This window comes from Micromonospora sp. NPDC049203, assembly GCF_043197215.1.
Taxonomy (GTDB): domain Bacteria; phylum Actinomycetota; class Actinomycetes; order Mycobacteriales; family Micromonosporaceae; genus Micromonospora.
Window position 1 is genome coordinate 260,471 of sequence record NZ_JBICSV010000003.1, and the last position, 15,701, is coordinate 276,171.

12 protein-coding genes and 1 tRNA gene are annotated in these 15,701 nt (G+C 72.8%); 10 read left to right on the forward strand and 3 right to left on the reverse strand.

Going from position 1 to position 15,701, the window contains the following annotated elements; genetic code table 11:
- Nucleotides 1-121 precede the first annotated feature (121 nt).
- Both topA and ACGFIA_RS10220 read left to right on the forward strand, forming a co-directional pair.
- Entirely contained in the window at nucleotides 122-2,959 is a 2,838-nt protein-coding gene (gene topA / locus ACGFIA_RS10215) for a type I DNA topoisomerase (RefSeq protein ID WP_393259518.1), read from the forward strand.
- 130 nt (nucleotides 2,960-3,089) lie between these two features.
- The gene (locus ACGFIA_RS10220) at nucleotides 3,090-4,022 is read left to right on the forward strand and encodes a DUF559 domain-containing protein (protein ID WP_357500719.1); all 933 of its coding nucleotides are present in this window, start codon (nucleotides 3,090-3,092) and stop codon (nucleotides 4,020-4,022) included.
- Nucleotides 4,023-4,082: 60 nt separating this feature from the next.
- On the opposite strand, the gene ACGFIA_RS10225 is transcribed toward ACGFIA_RS10220, so the two are convergent.
- Complete coding sequence (locus tag ACGFIA_RS10225; protein WP_393259520.1) at nucleotides 4,083-5,387, reverse strand: D-arabinono-1,4-lactone oxidase; 1,305 nt, start codon at nucleotides 5,385-5,387, stop codon at nucleotides 4,083-4,085.
- A 228-nt stretch (nucleotides 5,388-5,615) separates the two neighbouring features.
- Here ACGFIA_RS10225 and ACGFIA_RS10230 point away from each other — a divergent pair, with 228 nt between their 5' ends.
- Nucleotides 5,616-6,191: a TetR/AcrR family transcriptional regulator gene (locus ACGFIA_RS10230; protein ID WP_357474607.1), complete on the forward strand. Its 576-nt coding sequence runs from the start codon at nucleotides 5,616-5,618 to the stop codon at nucleotides 6,189-6,191.
- 64 nt (nucleotides 6,192-6,255) lie between these two features.
- On the opposite strand, the gene ACGFIA_RS10235 is transcribed toward ACGFIA_RS10230, so the two are convergent.
- Entirely contained in the window at nucleotides 6,256-7,464 is a 1,209-nt protein-coding gene (locus ACGFIA_RS10235; protein WP_357390687.1) for an amino acid deaminase/aldolase, read from the reverse strand.
- A gap of 217 nt (nucleotides 7,465-7,681) precedes the next feature.
- Here ACGFIA_RS10235 and tmk point away from each other — a divergent pair, with 217 nt between their 5' ends.
- The 6 genes from tmk to ACGFIA_RS10265 all read left to right on the forward strand — a co-directional run bounded on the left by tmk (nucleotide 7,682) and on the right by ACGFIA_RS10265 (nucleotide 13,656).
- A complete protein-coding gene (tmk, locus tag ACGFIA_RS10240; protein WP_357390685.1) occupies nucleotides 7,682-9,838 on the forward strand; it encodes a dTMP kinase in 2,157 nt (718 codons plus the stop codon).
- Nucleotides 9,835-11,130, forward strand: coding sequence for a DNA polymerase III subunit delta' (locus ACGFIA_RS10245; RefSeq protein ID WP_357390683.1), 1,296 nt, complete (start codon nucleotides 9,835-9,837; stop codon nucleotides 11,128-11,130). Before tmk ends, ACGFIA_RS10245 begins: the two co-directional genes overlap by 4 nt.
- Nucleotides 11,131-11,261: 131 nt before the next feature.
- Complete coding sequence (locus ACGFIA_RS10250; RefSeq protein WP_013473591.1) at nucleotides 11,262-11,591, forward strand: YbaB/EbfC family nucleoid-associated protein; 330 nt, start codon at nucleotides 11,262-11,264, stop codon at nucleotides 11,589-11,591.
- Between the two features lies 1 nt (nucleotide 11,592).
- Nucleotides 11,593-11,898 carry a hypothetical protein gene (locus ACGFIA_RS10255; protein ID WP_393259523.1) on the forward strand — a complete coding sequence of 102 codons (306 nt, stop codon included), beginning with the start codon at nucleotides 11,593-11,595 and terminating at the stop codon, nucleotides 11,896-11,898.
- Nucleotides 11,898-12,566 carry a hypothetical protein gene (locus ACGFIA_RS10260; RefSeq protein ID WP_393259525.1) on the forward strand — a complete coding sequence of 223 codons (669 nt, stop codon included), beginning with the start codon at nucleotides 11,898-11,900 and terminating at the stop codon, nucleotides 12,564-12,566. The genes ACGFIA_RS10255 and ACGFIA_RS10260 overlap by 1 nt, the downstream gene beginning before the upstream one ends.
- Before the next feature lie 259 nt (nucleotides 12,567-12,825).
- Nucleotides 12,826-13,656, forward strand: a complete 831-nt coding sequence (locus tag ACGFIA_RS10265) for a regulatory iron-sulfur-containing complex subunit RicT (protein WP_357387490.1) — start codon at nucleotides 12,826-12,828, stop codon at nucleotides 13,654-13,656.
- A gap of 103 nt (nucleotides 13,657-13,759) precedes the next feature.
- Here ACGFIA_RS10265 and ACGFIA_RS10270 read toward each other — a convergent pair whose 3' ends face one another.
- Nucleotides 13,760-15,487 carry a metallophosphoesterase gene (locus ACGFIA_RS10270; protein WP_357469752.1) on the reverse strand — a complete coding sequence of 576 codons (1,728 nt, stop codon included), beginning with the start codon at nucleotides 15,485-15,487 and terminating at the stop codon, nucleotides 13,760-13,762.
- Between the two features lie 133 nt (nucleotides 15,488-15,620).
- Between ACGFIA_RS10270 and ACGFIA_RS10275 the strand changes: the two genes are divergently transcribed.
- Nucleotides 15,621-15,694 (forward strand) — tRNA-Thr (locus tag ACGFIA_RS10275).
- Nucleotides 15,695-15,701 lie beyond the last annotated feature (7 nt).

Here is a 15,701-nt window from a genome sequence, read left to right on the forward strand (position 1 = left end):
GCCGCCCACGAAACCCGGAACGCGGACGGCGCGTTACGTTGGACATCCGGACCGCGTGTGGTCCGGGTGGCGCAACACGGCCCGAAGCGGGCATGGCGTAGGAGTGAGGTCGGGGAGAGACGTGCCGAGCAACGCTGGAACCACCCGTCTGGTCATCGTCGAGTCACCGGCGAAGGCCAAGACGATCTCGGGCTACCTCGGCCCGGGGTACGTCGTGGAGGCCAGCTTCGGCCACGTCCGGGACCTGCCCCGCAACGCCGCCGACGTCCCGGCGAAGTACAAGGGTGAGCCGTGGGCACGGCTCGGCGTCGACGTCGACAACGGCTTCCACGCGCTCTACGTGGTCTCGCCCGACCGTAAGCAGCAGATCAGCAAGCTGGTGAAGCTGGCCAAGGAGGTCGACGAGATCTTCCTGGCGACGGATGAGGACCGCGAGGGCGAGGCCATCGCCTGGCACCTGGTGGAAACGCTCAAGCCCAAGGTGCCGGTCAAGCGGATGGTCTTCCACGAGATCACCAAACCGGCCATCCAGGCCGCCGTGGCGAACCCCCGGGAGATCGACCGCGACCTGGTCGACGCCCAGGAGGCGCGGCGCATCCTCGACCGCCTCTACGGCTACGAGGTCTCGCCGGTGCTGTGGAAGAAGGTCATGCCGAAGCTGTCGGCGGGCCGGGTGCAGTCCGTGGCGACCCGGATCGTGGTCGAGCGGGAGCGCCAGCGGATGGCGTTCCGCACCGCCGAGTACTGGGACATCCTGGCCACGCTCGCGGTGGCGAAGCCGGGCGAGGGCCCGCGTACGTTCAACGCCACGCTCGTCGCGCTCAACGGCGACCGGATCGCCACCGGCAAGGACTTCGAGCCGACCACCGGCCGGGTGCGGCCCGGCGCGGGCGTGGTCCACCTCGACGAGGGCGGCGCCCGAGGGCTCGCGGCCCGCCTGGCCGACCAGCCGTTCACCGTCACCCGGGTCGAGGAGAAGCCCTACCGCCGCCGCCCGTACGCGCCGTTCATCACCTCCACGCTTCAGCAGGAGGCGGCCCGCAAGATGCGGTTCTCGTCGCAGCAGACGATGCGCACCGCGCAGCGCCTGTACGAGAACGGCTACATCACCTACATGCGTACCGACTCGGTGAACCTGTCCGAGACGGCCATCACGGCGGCCCGCCGGCAGATCGTCGAGCTGTACGGCGAGCGCAGCGTGCCGCCGGAGCCCCGCCGCTACACCGGCAAGGTGAAGAACGCGCAGGAGGCGCACGAGGCGATCCGCCCGGCCGGCGACAACTTCCGCACCCCCGGCGAGGTGGCCAAGGAGCTGTCCGCCGAGGAGTTCAAGCTCTACGAGCTGATCTGGCGGCGCACCATCGCCTCGCAGATGACCGACGCGGTCGGCTCCAGCGTGTCGGTGCGCATCCGCGCCGTCTCCTCCGCCCAGGAGGAGGCCGACTTCGGCGCTACCGGCAAGACCATCACCGACCCCGGCTTCCTGCGCGCGTACGTCGAGTCCAGCGACGACGAGAACGCCGAGGCGGAGGACGCCGAGCGGCGGCTGCCCACGCTGGTGAAGGACCAGCCGCTGACCGCCGACGAGCTGAACGCGCAGGGCCACCACACCCAGCCGCCCGCCCGCTACACCGAGGCGTCGCTCGTCAAGGCTCTCGAAGAGCTGGGCATCGGCCGGCCCTCCACGTACGCGTCGATCATGCAGACGATCCAGGACCGCGGGTACGTGGTGAAGCGCGGCCAGGCCATGATCCCGTCGTTCCTGGCGTTCGCGGTGATCGGGCTGATGGAGCGGCACTACCCCCGCCTGATCGACTACGACTTCACCGCCAGCATGGAGAACGAGCTGGACGAGATCGCCGGTGGCGACCACGCCGCCGTCGACTTCCTCACCTCCTTCTACTTCGGCAGCACCAACGGCACCGGCGACCAGGCCATCGCGCACGCCGGTGGCCTGAAGAAGCTGGTCACCGAGAACCTCAGCGAGATCGACGCGCGCAGCGTCAACTCCATCCCGCTGTTCACCGACGACGAGGGCCGCGAGGTCGTCGTCCGGGTCGGCCGGTACGGGCCGTACCTGCAGCGGGCGCTGCCCGGCTCGGTTTCGGGCTCGGCCTCGGCCTCTGGTGAGGGTGAGGGCGAGGAGGGCGGCTCGCAGGGCGACCGGGCCCCGATCCCGGACGGCCTGGCGCCGGACGAGCTGACCCCGGAGAAGGTGCACGAGCTGTTCCTCGGCGGCGGCGGCGAGCGCAAGCTCGGCGACGACCCGTCCACAGGCGAGCCGATCCTGCTCAAGTCCGGCCGGTTCGGCCCGTACGTGGCCAGCGGCGAGCGCAAGTCGTCGCTGCTGCGCTCGCAGACGCCGGACAGCCTCACCCTGGAGCAGGCGTTGCAGCTGCTGCGCCTGCCCCGGCTGATCGGCGTGGCCCCGGACGGCGCCGAGGTGTTCGCCAACAACGGCCGCTACGGCCCGTACGTCAAGCGCGGTGACGAGTTCCGCTCGCTGGACTCGGAAGACAAGATGTTCACCGTCACGCTGGACGAGGCGCTGGCGTTGCTGGCCGCCCCGAAGACGCGCCAGCGCCGGGCCGCCGCGCCGCCGCTGCGGGAGATGGGCAACGACCCGCTCACCGAGAAGCCGCTGGTGATCAAGGATGGGCGCTTCGGGCCGTACGTCACAGACGGCGAGTTCAACGCGTCGCTGCGGCGCGGGCAGACACCGGAGGAGCTGACGCTGGAGCAGGCGTCGGAGATGCTGGCCGAGAAGCGCGCGAAGGGCCCGGCCCCGAAGAAGAAGGCCGCCCCGGCGAAGAAGACGGCGGCGAAGAAGACCACGGCGGCAACGAAGAAGACCACGGCGGCGAAGAAGACGACGGCCGCGGCGAAGAAGACGGCAGCGAAGAAGGCCCCCGCCAAGAAGGCCGCCCCCAAGAAGGCGACCTCAACCCCGAACGAGTGACCTCCCGAGATCTTGGAAGAAAAGGGCCCCTATGAGGGCCGTTTCCTTCCAAGATCTTGTGGTTGTCCACAGGGGCGGCGGACAGCCGGCCGGGTGGCCATTGTGGGCGGGTGGGGAACTCCTGGGCGGGATGCGGCGGGCGCTGCCGTCGGACGACGCGGACGAGTTGACCTGGCTGCTCTTCCGGCAGGAGGACGTGCTCAGCCTTCAGCAGGCACGGGCACATCTGACCCGTAGGGCGATCCGCCACCGGGTGACCACCGGCCGGTGGCGGCAGGCGCATCGCGCGGTTCTCGTCGCGCACAACGGCCCGGTCGGTCCCGCTCAGCGGCGGTGGATCGCGGTGTTGGCGGCCGGGCCCACCGCCCTGTTGGGTGGCGTGACGGCTGCCCAGGCGGGCGGGCTGCGCGGGTTCCCGGACCGGGTGGTCCACCTGCTCCTGCCCGCCACGACCCGTCGGTCACCGCTGCCGACCGGCGTGCTGGCACACCGGACGACCCACCTGCCCGACTCCGACGTGGTGCCCGTCGCCGCGCCGCCCCGGACGGCGGCGGCCCGGTCGATCGTCGACGCCGCGCAGTGGGCACCGAACGACATGCAGGCTCGGGCGATCGTCGCGGCGGCCTTCCAGCAGCGGCTGGTGGGCAGCGACGATCTGCACGAGGTGGTCGAGCGGATGCCCCGGATCCGCCGACGACGACTGATCCTGTCCACCGCCACCGATGCGGTCGGGGGTGCGCACTCCCTGGGCGAACTCGACCTGCTCGGGCTCGTCCGCAGCGCGGGCCTGCCCGAACCGACCCGACAGGTGGTCCGCCGGGACTCCGCCGGCCGGCGGCGCTACCTCGACGCGTACTTCGAGCAGTGGCGGGTGCACGTCGAGGTGGACGGCGGGCAGCATCTCGATCCGGCGCACGCCTGGGCGGACATGCGGCGGCAGAACGACCTGTGGGTCGAGGGCGACCGGGTTCTGCGGTTCCCCGCCTGGGCCCTGCGCGCCCATCCCGAAGAGGTGATCGCCCAACTCCGCGCCGCCCTGCGTACGGCGGGTTGGCCGGGGTGACCGCCAGCCGGGATCTTGGAAGGAAAGGGCCCTCATGAGGGCCCTTTCCTTCCAAGATCTTCAGGAGCCTAGGACCTGAGTCAAGTACGGGTTCTGGAAGATGTGGGCGGGGTCCAGGCGGGCGCGGACGGACTGGAAGTCGGCGAATCTCGGGTAGGCCCTCGCCAGGGAATCCGCGTCGCGCCAGTGCATCTTGCCCCAGTGCGGGCGGCCGCCCAACTCGGTCGCCACCTGCTCGAACGCCCGGAAGTACGGCTCGTACGGCATGCCCACGTACTGGTGCACGGCGATGTACGCGGAGTCCCGCCCGTACGAGTGGGACAGCCAGATGTCGTCGGCGGCGGTGAAGCGCACCTCGACCGGGAACAGCACCTTGAACGGCAGGCGGTCCACGATCCGGCGCAGCTCGGTCAGCGCGGTGGGCAGCGCCTCGCGTGGCAGGCCGTACTCCATCTCCACGAAGCGGACCCGGCGCGGGGTGCAGAACACCCGGTCGGAGCGGCCGGTGTAGGTGCGTTCGGTGAGCGCGCGGGCGGAGACGGCGCTGATCGTGGGCGCGACGGCGGGTACGGCCCGGCCGAGGCGGCAGGCGCCGGCGAAGACGGTGTTGGAGAGGAACTCGTCGTCGAGCCAGCCGCGCCAGCGGGGCAGCGGCCGGTCGTCGGCGGGTACCCGGTCGTTGGTCTTTACCTGCACCCGGTCGGTGTACGGGAACCAGTAGAACTCGGCGTGGTCGTGCGCCTCGTACAGGCCGGGAAGGTCGTCGAGCACCTCGGCGAGCGGGGCCGGGCGTTCGTGCGCGCGCAGCACGAACGCGTCCACGCAGCGCAGCGTGACCTCGACCAGCACGCCCACCGCGCCGAGCCCGACCCGGGCGGCGTCGAACACGTCGCGGTTCTCCTCGGCCGAGCAGCGCAGCACCTCGCCGGTGCCGGTGACCAGCGTCAGCCCGGCCACGAATGTGGACAGGCAGCCCAGTTTCGCCCCGGTGCCGTGGGTGCCGGTGGAGAGCGCGCCGGCGATGGTCTGGGCGTCGATGTCGCCGAGGTTCGGCATCGCCAGCCCGTGTCCGGCGAGCAGATCGTTGAGCGTGTGCAACGTCATCCCGGCCGGTACGGTGACCAGGCGGCGCGTCACATCTACTGTGACGTCCGTCTCCAACTCGGCGAGGTCGATCCGGTGCCCGTCGGCGACGGCAGTGGCGGTGAACGAGTGGCCGCTGCCGGTGGCGCGGATGGTCCGGCCTGCCGCGGCGGCCTGGCGGACCGCCTCGACGACGTCGGAGACGCTACGCGGACGCACGGTGAGGAGCGCGGTGCTGTGCTGGTTGCCGGCCCAGTTGGACCAGGTGGGGGTACCGGTCATGACGGCCACTCCTCGACATGAATATGAAGTGAATTCATATCAGGAACGTTGTGCCTGGTAAATACCGCAATCGAGCCCGGCTCGTTGTACCGGTAGTCACAGACTCGTGACGTGCAGATATGTTCATCCGTCGAAGGGGGGTGGCGCCGAGTGTCCACACCAGCCGCCACGACCGGGCCGCTGCGTCGGGTACCGGTGCAGGGTCGAAGTGTCGCGCGGGTCCAGCGGATGCTGGACGCCTGCGCCGAGCTCGTCGACGAGGTGGGGTACGAAGGGCTGACCACGACCCTGCTCGCCGAGCGCGCCGAGGTGGCGATCGGGTCGGTCTACCAGTTCTTCCCGGACAAGCGGGCGATAGTGCAGGCGCTGACGCTGCGCACCATGGAGTCCTACCTCCAGCGGCTCGACGAGCGGTTCTCCTCGGACGACCTGACCTACTGGTGGGACGGCGTCGACGCGGCGATCGACGAGTACATCTCGATGCACCGCACCGTCCCCGGCTTCCGTACCCTGCACTTCGGCGACGTGGTCGACCTGCACCTGCTGGACGACCAGCGGGACAACAACGGGGTCATCGCGGAGCAGCTCGCCCGCGTACTCACCGAGCGTTTCGGCCTGGCCGGGGTGCCCGACCTGCGGTTCCACCTGGAGGTCGCGGTGGAGGCCGCGGACGCCCTGATCAAGCTGGCCTTCCGCCGCCGCACCGACGGCGACGAGCGGGTGCTGGTCGAGGCGAAGGCGCTCATCCGGGAGTACCTGCACCGGCAGGTGAACGCCCTCCCGGAGGCCGCCCACCAGGGCTGAGCGACACGGTGAACGGCGGGTTCCCGAGGCGCCGGGGCCCGCCGTCGTCACGTGGTGGAGCAGATCAGAGGAAGGCGTGCCCCTCGCCCCGGTAGGTCGGCACGGTGGCGACCACCGCGTCCCCCTCGACCAGGTGCACCTCGTTGACGTGTTCGCACAGCTCGCCCGCCTTGGCGTGGCGGAACCACACCCGGTCGCCGACGCGCAGGTCGTCGGCGGCCTTCCCGGCCAGCGGGGTCTGCACCTCACCGGCGCCCTCCGCGCCGAGCAGCTTCAGCCCGGCCGGCAGCCACGGCCGTGGCAGCCGGCTGTCCGCCGCCGGGCCGGAGGCGATCCAGCCGCCGCCGAGCACCGTCGCCAGCCCGGGCGCCGGGCGGCGGACCACCGCGCAGGCGAAGAACGCCGCCGGGGTCGGCTGCCAGGCACGGTACGCGTCGAACAGCGTCGGCCCGTACAGGCCGGAACCCGCGGTGACCTCGGTGACCGCGGGGTCGGCGCTGGTGGCGGCCACGCTGCCGGTGCCGCCGCCGTTGACGAACTCCAGGTCGGCGTGCTCGCGTACCGCGCTGACCGCGGCGAAGCGGCGCGCGAGCAGTTCCCGGTACGACCCGCGCTGCGCGACCCGGATCGCCGAGCCGAGCATCGCCTGTCCGGGCGGCGCGTCGCCGAGGCCGGCGATCTGTGCCTCGTACGACATCAGGCCGACCAGCCGGAAGCCGGGCCGGCCGGCGACGACGGCGGCGAGCGTGCCGGCCGCCGTGGCGCTGTGCACCGGGGAGCGGCGCACGCCGACGTGCACCCGGCCCCCCAGCGGGCGCCAGGAGGCGTCCAGGTCGAGGCAGATCCGCAGCGCGGGCCGGCGCGCGGGCGGGCACACCCGGTCGATCAGGTCGAGCTGTGCGGCGTCGTCGACCATCAGCGTCACCGCGTCGGCGAGCGCCGGGTCGGCGGCCAGTTCGGCGAGGCCGCCGCGGTGCGCCGTCGGGTACGCCACGAGCACGTCGTCACTCACGCCGGAGCGGACCAGCCACAGCGCCTCGGGCAGCGTGAAGGCCATCACGCCGTGCCAGCCGGGACGCTTGAGCGCCCGGGTCAGCAGCTCCCGGACCCGTACCGACTTGCTCGCCACGCGCAGCGGCTTGCCGCCGGACCGGCCGGCGAGCGCCTCGGCGTTCGCGTCGAACGCGGTGAGGTCGACCACGGCGTACGGCGGGTCGAGGTGAGCGGTCGCCCGGTCGAGACGATCGCGAGTTTTGTCACGGTCGATGGCCACGTCTGCACGCTAACTGTCTGGACGGCAATGCGAAATACCCTCGCGTCTGTCCGGGCTGCGGCCGGTGGTCTCAGCGGCCTAGGCTCGGCGAGCAGGTGAATGTCGCGGGGGACGACCTCTCCTGCGCGACTAGAGTGTTCCACCGGGGATGCCCAGACCTGGGCCGGCACGTGGAGGTACGGCCATCGAAAGCCAGAACAGCGGCGAGTCGCCCGGCGTGTCGTCGCCCGGGACAGCCGCCGACCACTCGGGTCTCAGCGCCATCCGCTCGGTGCTGCGCATCCGGCCGTTCCGCAGGCTGTGGATCGTGCTCAGCGCCGCCTCCTTCGGCGACTGGCTCGGCCTGCTCGCCACCGCGCTCTTCGCCGCCTCCCAGGTCTCCGGCAGCACCGCCCAGGGCGCCGCGTTCGGTGGCGTGACCGCGATCCGGCTGCTCCCGGCGCTGGTGCTCGGCCCGGTGGCCGGCGTGTTCGCCGACCGGTTCGACCGCCGGTGGACCATGGTCATCTGCGACCTGCTGCGCTTCGTGCTGTTCGCCTCGATCCCGCTGTACGCGCTCACCGGCGCGGCGGGCGGGCTGGTGGTCGGCTGGGCGCTGATCGCCACGTTCCTGATCGAGTCGATCACCCTGCTGTGGATCCCGGCCAAGGAGGCGGCGGTCCCCAACCTGATCCCGCGTACCCGGCTGGAGGCGGCGAACCAGCTCACGCTGATCACCACGTACGGCCTCACGCCGGTGGCCGCGGCCGTCGCCCTGGCCGTGCTGACCCGCGGCCTGCCCAGCGCGGTCGGCGGCAACCTGCCCGACTGGGCCGAGCCGGCCCAGCTCGCGCTCTGGTTCAACGCCTTCTCCCGGCTGGCCACCGCGCTGGTGGTGGCGTTCGGGATCAAGGAGATCAGCCAGGCCCAGCGCGCCGAGGCGGAGCGCACGGAGCAGAGCATGTTCCGGCAGTTCTCCGAGGGCTGGAAATACATCGGCCAGACCCCGCTCGTCCGCGGCCTGGTGCTGGGCATCTTCGGCGCGTTCGCCGGCGGCGGCATCGTGGTCGGCACCGGCAAGTTCTTCGCCAACTCGCTCGGCGCCGGTGACGCCGCGTTCTCGCTGCTCTTCGGCGCGATCTTCGTCGGCCTGGCGCTCGGCATCGGCCTCGGGCCGATGATCGTGCGGGACATGTCCCGCCGCCGCTGGTTCGGCATGAGCATCGTGCTCGCCAGCGCCTCCGTGCTGGTGCTCGCCTTCGCCATCCACCTGTCCATGGCCATCCTCGGCGCGATCCTGGTCGGCGCGGGTGCCGGCATGGCGTTCCTGGCCGGCACCACGTTGCTCGGCGGCGAGGTGGCCGACGAGGTACGCGGCCGGGTCTTCGCCGTGGTGCAGATCGGCACCCGGCTGGTGCTGATCCTGGCCATCGCGCTGAGCAGCCTCCTGGTCGGTGTCGGCGGCTCCCGCCAGCTCACCATCGCCGACCTGGGCATCTCCATCTCCTCGACCCGTCTGCTGCTGCTCGCAGCCGGCGCGGCCGGCATCATCGCCGGCATCAGCGCGTTCGGCCAGATGGACGACAAGAAGGGCGTACCGGTCCTCGCCGACCTGTGGGGCTCGATCCGGGGCCGTCCGCTGATGCCGGCCGAGCCGTTCGTCTCCAGCGGCCTGTTCGTGGTCTTCGAGGGCGGCGAGGGCGCGGGCAAGTCCACCCAGCTCGCCGTGCTCGCCGAGCGCCTGCGGGCGCAGGGCCGCGACGTGGTGGTCACCCGCGAGCCGGGCGCCACGCCGGTCGGCGAGCGGATCCGCTCCCTGGTGCTGGGCACCGCTCCCGACGAGGCACCGTCGCCGCGCGCCGAGGCGCTGCTCTACGCCGCCGACCGGGCGCACCACGTGGCCACCGTCGTCCGCCCGGCGCTGGTGCGCGGCGCTGTGGTGATCAGCGACCGGTACGTCGACTCGTCGCTGGCCTATCAGGGCGCCGGCCGGACGCTTCCGGTGGACGAGGTCTCCTGGCTCTCCTCCTGGGCCACCGGCGGCCTCAAGCCCGACCTGGTGGTGCTGCTCGACGTCGAGCCGCGTACCGGCCTGAACCGGGTCGAGGGCCGCAACGAGGGCACCGACCGGCTGGAGGCCGAGTCGCTGACGTTCCACGAGCGGGTCCGGTACGCCTTCCTCGACCTGGCCGCCGGTGACCCGAAGCGTTACCTGGTCCTCGACGCCTCCCGCCCGGTGGACGAGATCGCCGAGGCGGTGGCCGGCCGGGTGGGTGAGTTCCTCGCCGATCCCGGCGGGATCGTGCACCCCCGTCCGGCGCAGGGCCCGGACACCTCGGTCCAGCCCGAGTTATCCGACGCGGAGCTGGTGACGATGGAGCAACCCCGAAGATGACAGACGTCTTCGGCGATCTGGTCGGGCAGGACGAGGCGGTGGCCACGCTGCGGCGGGCCGCCGCCTCGGCCGCCGCGCTGCTGCGCGCCGCCGCGTCGGTGACCGTCCGCGCGGGCGGGCCGGCCGGCGGGTACGACGACCTCGACGCGCTCGCCGAGGACTACGACGGCGATCCGGCTCCGGTACCGGCCACGCAGGCCGATCCCGGCGCCGGGATGACCCATGCCTGGATCTTCACCGGCCCGCCCGGATCGGGCCGCTCGGTGGCCGCCCGCGCGTTCGCCGCCGCGCTGGAGTGCGTGCACGGCACCGGGTGCGGCAGCTGCCCCGGCTGCCACACCACGCTCACCGGCACCCACGCGGACGTGCGGGTCGTGGTGCCCGAGGGCCTGTCCATCGGCGTCAACGAGATGCGCGCGCTGGTGCTGCGGGCGGCCAGCGCGCCGTCCGGCGGCCGGTGGCAGATCGTGATCATCGAGGACGCCGACCGGCTCACCGAGGCCGCCGGCAACGCGCTGCTCAAGGCGATCGAGGAGCCGCCACCGCGTACCGTCTTCCTGCTCTGCACCCCGTCCACCCACCCGGACGACATCTCCGTGACCATCAGGTCGCGGTGCCGGGTCGTACCGCTGCGGCAGCCGCCGGCGACAGCGGTGGCCGAGGTGCTGGTGCGCCGCGACGGGATCGCGCCGGACGTGGCCGAGTGGGCCGCCGCGGCGGCGCAGGGGCACGTGGGCCGGGCCCGGCGGCTGGCCCGCGACCCGGAGGCCCGGCAGCGGCGGGACGCGGTGCTGGCCGTACCGCGCCGGCTGACCGGCGTGGGCGCGGCGTTCGACGCGGCCTCGGCGCTGATCGAGGCCGCCGAGGCGGAGGCCGCCGCGTCCGTCGCGGAGATCGACGAGGCGGAGCGTACGGCGTTGCAGACCGCGCTCGGCGCGGGCGGCACCGGCCGGGGCGCGGCCGGCGCCATGCGCGGCGCGGCCGGTCAGCTCAAGGACCTGGAGAAGCGGCAGAAGTCGCGGGCCACCCGTGCCCAGCGGGACGCGCTCGACCGCGCCCTGGTCGACCTGGCCGGGTTCTACCGGGACGCGCTCACCATGGCGCTGCGGGCGCCCGTCGCCCCGGTGCACGCCGACACCGCGTCGCTCGCCGGGGCGGGCGCGCAGAAGTGGGACGCCGAGGGCTCGCTGCGCCGCCTGGAGGCGGTGCTTGAGTGCCGCGCGGCGATCGAGGCGAACGTCAAGCCGCGGATCGCCGTGGAGGCGATGATGCTGGCCCTCTGGCGCGGCTGAGCCGGGCCCGTCCGCGCTGTCCACAGGGCATCGACACGCGCGATTGAGGTGCGGTACGGTCCGGTGATGCCGTGGTGATCGTGGCGGCACGCTCAGTGAGGGTTGGCCGACCGGCCGGGAGGAGTCCGCCGATGCCGCGGGGCGAGATCGACGAGGCCTGGATCGAGGAGGCGGTGCGGCGCTACCGCCGGATCGAGAACCTGCAGGCCGAGTTCGACCAGGCGGTCGCGACGGTCGAGGTCACCGTCCGCTCGCCCGACGGGCTCGTCGAGGTGGTGGTGACCGCCGGTGGGCGCATCACCGACGTGCGTTTCCTCGGCCCGCTGCACCACCGCAGCCCACGCGACGTGGCCGGCTCGGTGCAGGCCGCGGTGACCGCTGCCGCCGACGCGGCCCAGTGGGCGCGCGAGAAGCTGCACAACGAGACGTTCGCGGCCTACCGGCCGCTGGCGGGAGCCTGACATGGAGACGCTGCGTGCCCTGGCCGCCCGTCTCGACGAGGCCGGCGCGACCCTCGCCACGCTGGCCCGCACGGTGACCGCCACCGACCCGCCGCACCCCGCGTTCGGCGCGGACGCCGCCGGCCGCCCCGGCGAGGTGGGCCGCGCGCTGCACCGCCAGTGGATGCTCGCCACCGCCGACCGGGCACGCGAGGCGCAGGCCGCCGCCGTCCGGCTGGCCGCCGCCGCGGCGGCGCTGCGCAGCGCCGCCGACCGCTACGCCGCCGCCGACGACGCGGTCGCCCGGCGGCTGGCCCGGGAGGCCTGATGGACGCCCTCGACCGCCTCGCCGAGCCGGGCCTCGACCTGCTCGCCCGCGTCGACACGCTGCTGGCCGCCGGTGCGCCCGAGGGGCACCGGCTCTGGCCGCTGCTGCGCCGGATGCAGGTCCTTCCCGGCGTCGCCGTGCGCGAGTTCCTCGACCTGCATCCCGCGCTGCTGACCGGCGCCGGGCACGCCGTGCGCCGGCTCGTCCGGGGGTACGACGACACCTGCGCCCTGCTGGCCGACCAGGTCGCCTGGTCCGGCACCGCCGCGTCGGCCTACGACGAGGCGCGTTCCGCGCTGCTGCGACACCTGGACGAGGGGCCGGAGAGCCTGGTCGGGCGGCTGGAGTCGACGGCGGGCTACGCCGACGCGCTGGCCGGCTGGGTGGAGGGCAGCCGGGCCGCGCTGGCCCGCGCGCTGGCCGAGGTGCTGGGTTCGGCGGAGGCGGTCGCGGTGCACGCGGCGACCCGGCCCGGCGTCGAGCCCGGCCGGTTCGGGGCATCGGCCGCGGCCGAGATCGCCACGAGGGTCCTGGGCGTGCTCGGGGTGGCCTACGACGGCGCCGAGACGCTGCTGCGGCAGTGGGGGCCGAGCCTGACCGAGATGCCCTGGCGGGACCGCGCCACCACCGCCCCGCGCTACGGCGGCACCACCCGGATCGGCTACTGACGGTCCACGGCGCCGCGCGCCGGACCGGCCGTGGCCGGTGACGGCGGCGGCGCCGTGGCCTTCCCCTGCACCCCCCGCAGGTATGCCTTCACTCAACGCGCTCACGCGGTGTTTGTCAGGGGGGCGACGCAGATTCAGCCGTCCGGGCGAGGCGAAGGGGCCGGTTCGGCCGGGTCGACGACGATGATCGCTGCGGCGGGTGACCGGGCGGCGACAGGTGTGCCGTGCGGCGGGCATCGATCCGCGTAGGGTGGGGCGCATGGGCATGCTCTGCGCGGTCAGCTTCAACCGGTACGGGCGCCTCTACTACCTCGACCCGGGCGAGCTGCGCCCGCAGGTGGGCGACCGGGTGCTGGTGCCCACCGACGACGGGCCCGAGGTGGCCGAGTGCGTGTGGGCCGCGCAGTGGGTCAGCGAGGACACCGACGGCTTCCCGAAACTGGCCGGGATCGCCGGTGACGACGACCTGCGCCGCGACGAGACGCTGCGCCGGCGCAAGGCCGAGGCGAAGGTGGCCGCCAAGCGGCTGATCCGCGAACACGGCCTGCCGATGAAGGTGGTCGCCGTCGACCACGTCCTGGCCACCCCGGAGAACGGCAGCGACCGCACCACCATCTACTTCACCGCGCCGCACCGGGTCGACTTCCGCTCGCTGGTCCGCGACCTGGGCGCCACGCTGCACTGCCGGGTCGAGCTGCGGCAGCTCTCCGCCCGCGACTCCGCCCGCGTACAGGGCGGCATCGGCTCCTGCGGGCGTGACCTGTGCTGCGCCACGTTCCTCAACGACTTCGAGCCGGTGACCATCCGGATGGCGAAGGACCAGGATCTGCCGCTCAACCCGCTGCGCATCTCCGGTGCGTGCGGGCGGCTGATGTGCTGCCTGAAGTACGAGCACCCGCTGTACCAGAAGTTCCAGGAGACGGCCCCCGCGGTCGGCAGCCGGGTGTCCACGCCGCAGGGCGAGGGCAAGGTGGTCGGCCACAGTGTCCCGCGCGACGCGGTGACGGTCCGGCTGGACGCCGACGGCTCCCGCTCGATGTGCTCCCGAGCCTCGGTCTGCGGCCCCAGACAGGCCCACGAAAACCGCTGACCCACCCACCTTTCCCCCCACCCTTTCCCCGGTGATCAAGGAGTTTGTGTCTCCGATCGCGCCCGGACAGGACACGAACTCCTTGATCACCGGGGTGGTCGGGTCAGCGGATGACGATGGGGGGTTCGGCCAGGCGGGGGGTCAGCGGGGTCTTCGGGGTCAGCCAGGGGGCGGTGGGGGACTGGTCGGGGTTGAGCTGCCAGTCGTGGGACACCCGGTCGACCGCGATCGGGTAGATCGTCAGCGTGCCGTCCGGGTCGATCCGGAACCGCAGGAACGCCTTCGAGTCCTCGATGCCCTGCGCCGCGAACAGCTCGTTCAGGTTCACCCCGAACGCGCCCGCCACCAGCAGGTAGAGCGCCACGAGCTGGCTGGCGACCAGACCGATCACCGGGCCGTAGAGCACCAGCGCGGCGACCGCCGGCAACGGCCACGGCCAGTCGTAGAACGGTAGCCGCAACCACACCCACGTGCCCCCGGCGGCGAGCGCCACCTGGGCCAGCCCGTGCGCCACCCCGAGGATCCAGTGCCGGGCGTGCCGTTTCCCGCCCGCCGTGGGTGGCTTGGCGAAGAACACCGCGCCCATCATCGCCACCACCAGCATGATCGCCAGCGGCACGCTGAACAGCCGCTGTTCCGTGGTGCCCACCCGCTGCGCCGCCACCCCGGCCATGGCCAGCATCAGCAGCGTGTGCAGGGTGCCGAGCAGCGTGGCGAAGCCCGGATTGCGGAACGGCAGGCGGGCGAAGATCCCCCAGCCGTACCGGCGGGACCGGGCCTTGTCCGGGTAGCGCGCGGCCAGGTCGTACTCCTGGGTGTTGCTGGCCCGCCGGGTCAGCGTGTCGCGCGGCGGCACCTCCAGCGTCTCCGGCAGCCGATGCGTGGGGTACAGGTAGGCGCCGCCACCGCCGCAGGTGATGAGCTGCCGGTCCGGCCCGGCGTAACGGGCGTAGTGGTGCAGGTCGCCGGAGACCAGCACCCGCACCTGCGCCCCGGTCGGCGCGACGAGCGTACGGATGAAGTAGTCGATCGAGTCGTACGCGTTGGGGTGGTCGACGGCCTTGACCCACGTCGGCGCCGGCACCGCCAGGATCACCTTCGACTCCGGGGTGAGCTTGCGCGCCACCTCGTCGAAGTAGGTGAGCTGCGGGTCGTCCAGGTACGACCCGGACTGGTCGTCGAGGCCGAGCAGCCACCACCCGGCCGGCAGCTCCACAGCGAAGTACGAGCGGGACTGGCCGGTGCCCCAACCGGCGAAGTGCCGGTCCCGGGTACGCACGAACAGGCGCAGGAACGCCGTCAGCCCGTCGTACCAGTCGTGGTTGCCCGGCACCGCGAACAGCGTCGGCTGCTCCGGCGGGGCAACAGGCAGCGCCGCCTGGTACGGGCCCTTGCACCGGTCCTCGTACGCCTCGTAGCCCGCCGCCGGATAGACCTGGTCGCCGCCCATCACCAGCGTCTGCGCGCGGGGGAGCCGGCGCCCGTCCACGGTCAGCTCCGGCTGGGCGAGCAGGTACGCCACCGAGTACGTGGCGTCGAAGCCGTCACCCAGGTCGGCCACGTAGTCGAGCCAGAGACCGCCGTCCGGCCCGACCTGCCGGAACGTGCCGTCGCTGAACGCGTTCTGCAACTCGCGCTTGTCCAGGTACGCCCCGAAGAGCATGGCCAGCAACGTACGCAGGCCGGTGCTGATCAGCAGCAGCGGCGCGAGCCAGGGCACCGGCCGGCGCGGGGTGAAACCCAGCTCCCGGGGGTCGATACGGCGAGGGCGGCGGGTGGCGCGCTCGCCGGGATGCGCCTCGGGTGCCGGTCGCGGCGGTTCGTCGGTCACCCGCCGCAGGGTAGTCCGGACGCGGCGCGAAGTCTCTCCCGTAGCGGGGCGGATGTGGTCCGTTGTCCGGGTTCCGGGGTGGGGGGATCCGGTTCGGCTTCCGGCGGGGCGTGCCGTACACTTGACGATCGTTGCCGCCTTAGCTCAGTCGGCTAGAGCGACGCACTCGTAATGCGTAGGTCGACGGTTCGATTCCGTCAGGCGGCTCGGTACA

Excerpts from the sequence above, each read along its gene's own strand:
- ACGFIA_RS10260 (WP_393259525.1), top strand. The coding sequence starts at position 11,898 with ATGGACGCCCTCGACCGCCTCGCCGAGCCGGGCCTCGACCTGCTCGCC.
- ACGFIA_RS10225 (WP_393259520.1), bottom strand. The coding sequence starts at position 5,387 with ATGACCGGTACCCCCACCTGGTCCAACTGGGCCGGCAACCAGCACAGC.
- ACGFIA_RS10245 (WP_357390683.1), top strand. The coding sequence starts at position 9,835 with ATGACAGACGTCTTCGGCGATCTGGTCGGGCAGGACGAGGCGGTGGCC.
- ACGFIA_RS10250 (WP_013473591.1), top strand. The coding sequence starts at position 11,262 with ATGCCGCGGGGCGAGATCGACGAGGCCTGGATCGAGGAGGCGGTGCGG.
- ACGFIA_RS10255 (WP_393259523.1), top strand. The coding sequence starts at position 11,593 with ATGGAGACGCTGCGTGCCCTGGCCGCCCGTCTCGACGAGGCCGGCGCG.
- ACGFIA_RS10230 (WP_357474607.1), top strand. The coding sequence starts at position 5,616 with ATGCTGGACGCCTGCGCCGAGCTCGTCGACGAGGTGGGGTACGAAGGG.
- ACGFIA_RS10220 (WP_357500719.1), top strand. The coding sequence starts at position 3,090 with ATGCGGCGGGCGCTGCCGTCGGACGACGCGGACGAGTTGACCTGGCTG.
- ACGFIA_RS10265 (WP_357387490.1), top strand. The coding sequence starts at position 12,826 with ATGGGCATGCTCTGCGCGGTCAGCTTCAACCGGTACGGGCGCCTCTAC.